We start from the raw sequence: 8,118 nt of genomic DNA on the forward strand, positions 1-8,118 counted from the left end.
CCTCAAATGAACACTTTTTATTTAATTATATCGAAAATTAAAATTGCATGGCACTCAAATTGAAATGCCATGCTTAAAAGTCTTATTGTTTAATAGCAAACTTCGCCTTTGCCTCTAAGCGACGTTGGTGCAAAATTGGCTCTGTATAGCCATTTGGCTGGTCATAACCTTTAAAAATAAGATCGCGCGCAGCTTGAAAGGCGATAGAACTATCAAAGTCTTCTGCCATTGGTTGATAGTCAAGATCACCTGCATTTTGCTCATCGACCACCTTAGCCATTCGCTGTAATGTCTCTTCAACTTGTTCCTTTGTACAAATTCCATGATGGAGCCAATTTGCAACATGCTGACTTGAAATCCTTAGTGTAGCGCGGTCTTCCATTAAACCTACATTATTAATATCGGGTACTTTGGAACAGCCAATGCCCTGCTCTACCCAGCGAACAACATATCCAAGAATCCCCTGTGCGTTATTATCAAGTTCCTGCTGTATTTCTTCTGCTCCCCATTGCGGGTTTTCAGCTACTGGTACTTGTAATATTTCATTCTTCAAGTCTGCTAATTCATTTAATAGGTGACTTTGAACCTCTTTTACATGAACTTCATGATAATGAAGCGCGTGTAATGTTGCTGCTGTTGGGGAAGGAACCCATGCGGTATTAGCACCTGCTTTTACATGGGCAATTTTTTGCTTTAGCATCTCTGCCATCATATCAGGCATTGCCCACATCCCTTTACCAACCTGGGCGCGATTATGGAAGCCTGACGCCAGACCATTATTGACATTAGACCTTTCATAGGCATGCAGCCACTCTGTCCCCTTCATGTCATTCTTCCGAATCATAGGGCCAGCTTCCATGGAAGTATGAATCTCATCCCCAGTGCGGTCTAGGAATCCCGTGTTTATAAAAGTGATCCGTTCCTTCACTTCGCGGATACATGCTTTTAAATTCAATGATGTTCTTCTTTCTTCATCCATTAAACCAATTTTTAATGTATTCCGTCTGAGGCCAATCAAATCCTCAACACGATTGAACAGCTCATTAGCAAAAGCAGCTTCCATAGATCCGTGCATTTTCGGTTTAACGATATAAACGGATCCTTTTGTAGAATTTGTAAGAGCAGTGTTCCCTAATAATGAATGTTTCGCTATTAAACTCGTTACAATTGCATCTAAAATACCTTCTTGAATTTCTTCCCCGTTCTTATCCAACACGGCATTTATAGACATTAAATGACCAACATTCCGGACAAACATTAAAGAACGTCCAGGAAGAGTAAAGGAATGCCCGCTTGGTGATGTATAGCTCCGATCTGCATTCATCGTCCTTGTTACGGTTTTACCGCTCTTGTCAAAGCTTGCCGTTAGATCTCCCCTCATTAAACCAAGCCAATTTCGATAAACGAGGACTTTATCTTCCGCATCAACTGCTGCAACTGAATCTTCACAATCCATAATTGTGGAAAGCGCAGATTCAAGAAGGATATCCTTTACACCAGCTTGATCTGTTTTTCCAATCGGATGGGTCCGATCTATTTGAATTTCAAAATGCAACCCATTATTTTTAAGCAATATTGTCGATGGATTCTCTGAATCACCTTGATATCCTGCGAATTTTTCCTCATTCTTTAATCCAATTTCCTGACCATTACTTTGGACAGCCATTAATTTACCGGCAATTACCTTGTACTGAATGATGTCATGATGGGACCCTTCCTCTAATGGTACAGACTGGTCTAAAAAGTTTTTTGCAAATGTAATAACCTTTCCTCCGCGAACCGCATTATAACCATCCGTTCTAGCTGCGCCGTCCTCTTCACTTATCACGTCTGTTCCATAAAGGGCATCGTACAGGCTTCCCCAACGAGCATTTGCTGCATTTAAGGCGTATCGGGCATTATTAACAGGAACAACTAGCTGAGGACCTGCCTGAATTGCAACCTCATCATCGACATTTTCAGTCAGGATACTAAAATCCCCTCCCGCTTCTTCAAGATAGCCAATTTCCTCTAAGAAGGCTCTATAGCTAGTAAAGTAATACTTTTGATTTTCCCGATGCCATGTATGGATTTTTCTTTGAAGCTCATCCCGAATGGCAAGTAATTCTTTGTTCTTCGGAGTTAATTCATCAACAATTTCCTCAAACCCAATCCAGAATTGCTCTTGATCCACTTCACTTCCTGGAAGAACTTCATTATTAATAAACGCCAAAAGCTCACTAGCTACCTGCATTTTTCCAACTTGTTTATAAGCTGTCATCCTATTTCCTCCTTATCAATTCGTTCTCCCAATTTATCATTTCTCTCTGTTTGTTATTACGCAACAGCGTTTCATTCTATCGATAAAAAAAGAATAGCATAATCAACTCCTTATTGCAATAATATTCAGAAAATATTTAATTTATTATGCATTTAAGGCTGCTTCTTTCATCTCCTTCTTAATTTCAACACAACGGCCAGGCGTTGGAAAAAGCTTACCGGCATTTAACAGGTTTTGTGGATTGAAAACTTCTCGTATATTTGTCTGTGCGAAAATTTCATCGTCATTAAAAACAAAACGCATTTCTTCACGTTTTTCGATTCCTACTCCATGCTCCCCTGTAATCGTTCCTCCGACATCTGCACACACCTTAAGACATTCACTGCCAGCCTGCAATGCTTTTTCAATTTCACCAGGCTTTCTTGCATCAAAAAGAACAAGCGGATGAAGATTGCCATCTCCTGCATGGAAAATGTTCGCAATTCGCAGACCAGACTCTTCACTGATTTCATTAATTTTTTGCAGTACTTCTGGTAGCTTGCTGCGGGGAATTACACCATCCTGTACTAAATAATCTGGTGAAATCGCCCCCATTGCTCCAAACCCTGTTTTCCGATTCGCCCACCAGCGTTCTCTTTCCTTTTCATCCTTAGCTGCCCTTACTTCACGAACATTGCACTTCCTGCATACGTCAAGGATCTGATTGATTTGTTCATCAATCCCGGCAGCAATCCCGTCTACCTCAATGAGTAAAACCGCTTCAATATTCTTCGGGTGTCCCACTGGAAAAGCAGCAGCTTCTACCCCTTCGATAGCAACTTTATCCATCATTTCTAAAGCTGCAGGCACAATCCCGGCCGAAATTATTTCTGAAACAGCCCTGCTTCCATCCTCTACTTTGTCAAAATAAGCTAACACTGTTTGCTTGCCTTCAGGATTCTTTAATATGCGCACCGTTATTTTTGTAACAATTCCTAAAGTACCTTCGGATCCGGTTAATAGACCAAGCAAGTCATAGCCTGGCTCATCCAAAATACCGTTATTTCCGATTTCAATTATTTCTCCATTTGGCAATACGACCTCAAGTCCTAAAATATGATTGGTCGTGACACCATATTTTAAGCAGTGAGCTCCTCCTGCATTTTCAGCGACATTTCCACCTATTGTACAGCAATATTGACTAGAAGGGTCTGGAGCATAATAATAACCTTTATCCGATATCGAATTTGTAAGTTTCAGGTTGACAAACCCTGGTTCTACTACAGCCCTTCTGTTTTCTAAATCAACACTAATTAACCGCTTCATCCGAACAAGACTAATAATCACTTCTCCGTTAATCGGAATAGCACCCCCACTTAATCCAGTGCCTGCTCCACGCGCAAGAAAGGGGAGATTATTTTTCGTACAATATTTAACAAGCTTCGCCACTTCCTCGGTATCCTTAGGAAAAACAACAGCCTTTGGCAAATGCTTATGAAGAGTGAATCCATCACAATCATATGAAATTAAATCTTCCTTATGGTAAAGGATGGAACGTGCTCCACCAACAATTTCGGCTAATTGCTGAATGTGTCTATCATTCGTTTTAATTTTTGTCTTCATCGTTCACAACCTCCTTCTCATTTTGATAGGCCCAATCTAAAAGCTGGACAGTATGAACGATTTTCTGATTTCTGCCATATTTCTGCACACCAACTGCCATCTGAAGCATGCAGCCGGGATTCCCCATGGAAATCATTTCGACATCATCAGGTATATTTTCCATTTTACTTTCTAAAACAGAATCTGCCATTTCAGGATTCGTAATATTATAAATTCCCGCACTTCCACAGCACCGGTCCGCATTAGGCATATGGACCATTTCCACACCAGGAATATCTAATAATATTTCCCTCGGCTCCTCTCGAACACCCTGTCCGTGTGCAAGATGACAGGCATCATGATAGGTGATCTTTGTCTTCACTTCAGCTTTTGGCTTCTCATATCCGGTGTCGTGAAGATGCTTTGAAATATCAACAACCTTTTTGGAAAATTCCTCTGCTTTCTTATGCCACTCCGGCTCCTCACGGAATAATTCAGTATACTCCTGCATCATACATCCGCATCCAGCCGCATTCACAATTACTTTCTCAGCGTCTTTAAATGCCTCAATATTTTGCTTGGCCAACTGCCTTCCCATATCCCGGTCACCGGCATGTACATGTAGAGCTCCACAGCATGTTTGGTTTGCTGGAATCCTTACATCATTGCCATTTCTCGTCAGAACATTAATGGTGGATTCATTAATATCACTAAACATGACATCCATAATACAGCCTGTTAGCATGGCTACTTCCCTTTTCGTTTCACCTTTAGCTTTAATAACCGTTTGATTTTTATACTTTTTACGCACAGATTTATTCACTTCCGGCATGATGGCTTCCATTTGAACTAAATGCTCCGGCATGATATTAATGAGCTTTGTTTTTCTAACTACTTTTTGAATTCCGCTTTTTTGGTAAAATTTGAGCACGCCGCCTAAAGTATTTAAGCGACTATGATGCGGAAAAATGCCATGCAGAAAGAATTTACTTACAGTCCCTTTCCATCCTTTAAGGGGAATTGCCTGGCGGATCTGCCCTCGTGCTTCCTCAATCAGACCGCCAACATCTACATCAGCTGGACAGGCAGTTGTGCAAGCCCGACAATCTAAACAGGCAAATACCGGGTCCATAAATTGCTCATTCACTTCCAGTTTTCCTTCAGCTACTGCTTTAATTAAATACACTCGACCACGGGGAGAATGCTGTTCCTGACCGGTATGCTCATAAGTCGGACACGATTCAAGGCACATTCCACAGTGAACACAGTCTGCCCATTTATTTTCATCAGGCGGGTCCTTCCATAAATAATTGCCTAAGCCAGTAGTACAAGGGGGCGCTTGTTTCAATTCTGTTTCTGTCATACTCATTTCATATCCCTCCTACAAAACGATTCGGGTTTAGAATCCGATTCGGGTCAACCTTCTTCTTTATCCCTTCAAGCAAGGAAAAATAAGATGGCTTTTCCCCCCAAATATTTATTTCCTTACGGATAGAAAATGGCAGATGCTTCACAATCGCATAGCCGCCTATAGACTCAACAGTTTTCCTCAAGTCGTGAATGGAGTCGACAACATCTTCTTTGGAGCCATTTATCTTCACTTGACAAAGACCATGACCAAGTCCGCCGTGTGCTTCAACGGCTACATTTTTTATATCCTGTAGTGTCACTGCCTCCTTCATTACCTTAATTACATTAAGATTTACAACTCCTATCTTTAGTACAGCAATCGTTTCATTCCCGGAATCTTGCTCATTTAGACGCAGTTCGTAAAATTTTTTCCAGAAATTCTGTGCTTCACTTTGGTGAAGAATGGTGAGCATGGAATGTGGAGGTGCTAAAGATTTAATCATCTCCTCCTGATATTGAACAGATGTTTCCACATCCTCAAAGCTAATTGCTATTGTAAAACTCTTTTTATTATTTAGTCTTTCGGAGAGGGACGGGGTTAATAATTCAATACAGACTGGCTCAAGAACTGAGTCCAGCACTTTAATCGCAAACTCCTTTATGCTTTCCTCATTTCCTTCTGGAAAGCTAACTAAAACAAGTGATTCGTATTTTGGGAGCGGTCTTAGCTTGAAGGTCACTTCTGAAATGACGCCAAGGGTCCCCATTGAACCAATAAATAGCTTGTTCATGTCATAGCCTGCTACATTTTTAACGACTTTGCCGCCAGACCGAATAATTGTCCCGTCTGGATAAATGGTTCTAAGTCCAATGACAGAATCCCTTGCTGAGCCATATTTCAGTCTTTTAGGTCCGCTATCATTTGCTGCAATAATTCCGCCTATTGTAGCCTCAGCTGGAGAAAATGGATCAAGTGGAATTTTCTGATTCGCCTTTGCCAAATAATCCTGCAGCTCCTGGAAAGTTGTCCCAGATTTAACCGTTATCGTCATGTCCCCGACTGTATGCTCCACAACCCCTTTATATTTTGCTAAAGAGAGCAAGACATCACTCGTTTCGTTATGGCCTCCAAACCCCCTTTTTGTACCATTGCCCATAACCGATATCGTTAATTTTTTTTCATTGGCGTGCTTTAAGACAGCAGCAATATCCTCTTCCGTATATGGATAAATGGTTGCCAAGCCGCCATTACCTAAGTAATTATTATGACTGTTTGCTATCGATAATTGCTCTTCTGACAAAACTGACCTTAAATCTTCTAATAAAACAACAGTATTCATAACCAGCTCCCCTTATTGTTTTGTAATAAGAAACATCGTTTTCATTTAATGTAAAAGCCGTTACTAAATTATGTATTCTATTATCATTAAAACATTCTATCTAATTAAATTCAATAAATATTTGGAATTAATCGAATTATCAAAATGTGAACCTTATTAAAAAACCTGACTGCTTTAATCATGCAGTCAGGTTTTATTATTATAAAATTCGAATTACGCGACCATTAAATTTGCTCTTCCAATAGCCGCTGCTCATATTGGCAATAGCTACTCCTGTAGAGCTTTGAGAGCCAATAAATTTACCGCCGCCAACATAAATTCCTACATGCCCATCTTTCTTATAAGTATCAAAGAACACGAGATCCCCAGGTCTCATCTGACTAGAGGAAACTTGCTTGCCCACACTCTTTAATGACTCTGTATATGCCGGTAATTTAACGCCTACTTGAGAATAAGCCCATGAAACGAAACCAGAACAATCAAATCTCCCGTTAGCAATATCAGAAGCAGATCTACCGCCGCCAAAAACATAAACAGAGTTCCCTAAATACTTATATCCAGCTTTGATTACCGTATTGACATCACCTTTAGCAACAGGGGCTTCATTCTTAGCAGCAGGGGCTTCTTTGACTGGAGCACTTGGTGCTACATTTGCTGAAGCTTCCTTCGCATCATCGTTTGATCCGCTTGCTAAGTTTAAATTATATTGTGGAGCTTTCGGTTTTGCAGTTGTGTACTTGCTAGCTTCCAGTTTAGCCTGAATTTCTGCTTGTTTTGAAGCAAGCACACTATCTTGAATTTTTAAGTTAGCTTGAATAGCAGCAACTTCATTTTCTTTTGCTTGCAATTCTTTTTCTAATTGTGCATTTTGCTGCTTTTGTTCTTCCATTTGAGCCTGCATTCCTTCAAGCTCTACTTTCATATTTTGCAAATCAGAAAGTTTTTTCTCAACAGCTGATTTCTTTTCTTCTACAGCTTTCTTATCCGCATCATGTTGAGCAATAATATCTTGGTCTGCCTGAACGATCTTTGTTACCGCTCCTACTCTTTCAATGAAGTCACCAAAGCTAGTAGAACCAAGCAAAACTTCAACATATCCGATTTTACTATTGCCGTTTTCTTGATAGGAAACAGCACGCTCCTTTAAAATATTATTTCTTTTATCAATTCTTTCTTGGATTTCAGCTATTTCTGTTTTTAATTGTTCTACTTGTTCCTTCGTACTAATAATATCTTTTTCTGTTTTATTTATTAAATTATTATTATCTGTAATGGCTTGAATGACCCTTTTAATTTGTGCATTTAAGATAGCACGTTCTTCGAGAACAGCCGTTAATTCCTGTTCTGCCTTTGAAAGACTCGATTGAACATCAGATCTCTGTTTTTGAATTTCTGCTTTTTGACTATTTAAGGATGCTGCATCAACTGAAGGAATGGCAATAGCGCCAAGCCCAAGCATAAGTGTCGTATTTAATACTACAAGTTTCTTTTTCATCTATGTCCTGCCCCCAATTGTTAGTAGCTCTCGTTGCCCTTGGCATATGTATCTAGAAATGCGGAAGCGCCTGGCCCACCCCCGACAAGCAC

5 protein-coding genes are annotated in these 8,118 nt (G+C 40.2%); all 5 read right to left on the reverse strand.

The window, feature by feature from the left end:
* Positions 1–82: 82 nt before the first annotated feature.
* The 5 genes from V7164_RS16230 to V7164_RS16250 all read right to left on the reverse strand — a co-directional run bounded on the left by V7164_RS16230 (position 83) and on the right by V7164_RS16250 (position 8,026).
* Positions 83–2,260 carry a malate synthase G gene (locus tag V7164_RS16230; protein WP_335354600.1) on the reverse strand — a complete coding sequence of 726 codons (2,178 nt, stop codon included), beginning with the start codon at positions 2,258–2,260 and terminating at the stop codon, positions 83–85.
* A gap of 144 nt (positions 2,261–2,404) precedes the next feature.
* Positions 2,405–3,862 carry an FAD-linked oxidase C-terminal domain-containing protein gene (locus tag V7164_RS16235; protein WP_335345982.1) on the reverse strand — a complete coding sequence of 486 codons (1,458 nt, stop codon included), beginning with the start codon at positions 3,860–3,862 and terminating at the stop codon, positions 2,405–2,407.
* Positions 3,846–5,210 carry a (Fe-S)-binding protein gene (locus V7164_RS16240; RefSeq protein WP_335345981.1) on the reverse strand — a complete coding sequence of 455 codons (1,365 nt, stop codon included), beginning with the start codon at positions 5,208–5,210 and terminating at the stop codon, positions 3,846–3,848. The genes V7164_RS16235 and V7164_RS16240 overlap by 17 nt, the downstream gene beginning before the upstream one ends.
* A gap of 1 nt (position 5,211) precedes the next feature.
* Positions 5,212–6,531, reverse strand: a complete 1,320-nt coding sequence (locus V7164_RS16245) for an FAD-binding oxidoreductase (RefSeq protein ID WP_335345980.1) — start codon at positions 6,529–6,531, stop codon at positions 5,212–5,214.
* A gap of 199 nt (positions 6,532–6,730) precedes the next feature.
* Complete coding sequence (locus tag V7164_RS16250; RefSeq protein WP_335344890.1) at positions 6,731–8,026, reverse strand: C40 family peptidase; 1,296 nt, start codon at positions 8,024–8,026, stop codon at positions 6,731–6,733.
* Between the last annotated feature and the right edge of the window lie 92 nt (positions 8,027–8,118).

It is taken from the genome of Bacillus sp. JJ1474 (assembly GCF_036965225.1).
Lineage (GTDB): Bacteria > Bacillota > Bacilli > Bacillales > Cytobacillaceae > Cytobacillus.